This window comes from Streptomyces sp. T028, assembly GCF_048159505.1.
Lineage (GTDB): Bacteria > Actinomycetota > Actinomycetes > Streptomycetales > Streptomycetaceae > Streptomyces.
The window spans coordinates 1-977 of record NZ_JBLRVZ010000140.1 but is presented as its reverse complement, the minus strand read 5'-3'; the positions used below and the strand labels follow the sequence as shown (position 1 = coordinate 977).

Here is a 977-nt window from a genome sequence, read left to right as displayed (position 1 = left end):
CCGTCGCCCTCGGAGACGGCGTACGCGACGAGGCGCTTGTCACCCGCCCTGTCCTCACGGGCGACCACCACCGCCTGAGCAACCTGCGGATGGGTGGCCAGAACCGCCTCGACCTCCCCGGGCTCGACCCGGAAGCCACGCACCTTCACCTGGTCGTCCGCACGCCCCACGAACACCAGCTCGCCATCAGCCGTCCAGCGGGCCAGATCCCCCGTCCGATACATCCGCTCGCCCCGCGCCCCGAACGGACACGCCACAAAGCGTTCGGCGGTCAGAGCCGACTGATCGTGGTAGCCACGGGCCAGACCCGCCCCCGCCACATACAGCTCCCCCGCCACCCCGGGCGGAACCGGGTGCAGACACCCGTCGAGGAGATAGATCCGGGTGTTGTCCAACGGCCGCCCGATCGGCAGCACCGCAGGTATCTCGTCATCGCCATCCCCGGCCAGGAACTGCGTCGCACACAACGTGATCTCCGTCGGCCCGTACAGATGCCGCACCACCACCCCCGGACACGCCTCCAGCACCGCCGCCACCGCCGACGCCGGAACCACATCACCACCCGTGAGTACTTCCGTCAGCCCGGCGAAGCACCCCGGATCCTCCTCCGCCAGCACCCGCAACAACCCCGCCGTCACATGTACATGACTCAACGCTCGCGAACCGACCAGCGACCGGATCGACCCACCGTCCAGCTCACCCACCGGAGCCAGCACCACCGACCCACCACCCGCCAACGTCACCCACAGCTCAAACACCGACGCATCAAACGCATACGGCGCATGCCCCAGCACCCGAACCGGCTCCCCCCAACACCGGTCAGACACCAGCCTGACCACATCCCGCTGAGTGACCACCACACCCTTCGGCACACCCGTCGACCCCGACGTATACATCACATACGCCGCCACATCCGGCCCCACCGGCCCCGGCACCACCGACAAGTCCACCGCCGCAAGCTCCGCCACCACACCCGG

1 protein-coding gene is annotated in these 977 nt (G+C 69.0%); it reads right to left on the bottom strand.

Annotated elements, in window-relative coordinates; all coding sequences use genetic code 11:
* Positions 1 to 896: AMP-binding protein (locus tag ACLZN2_RS50960; RefSeq protein ID WP_416987100.1), on the bottom strand; the 896-nt coding region annotated here is incomplete at its 3' end.
* Positions 897 to 977: the final 81 nt, after the last annotated feature.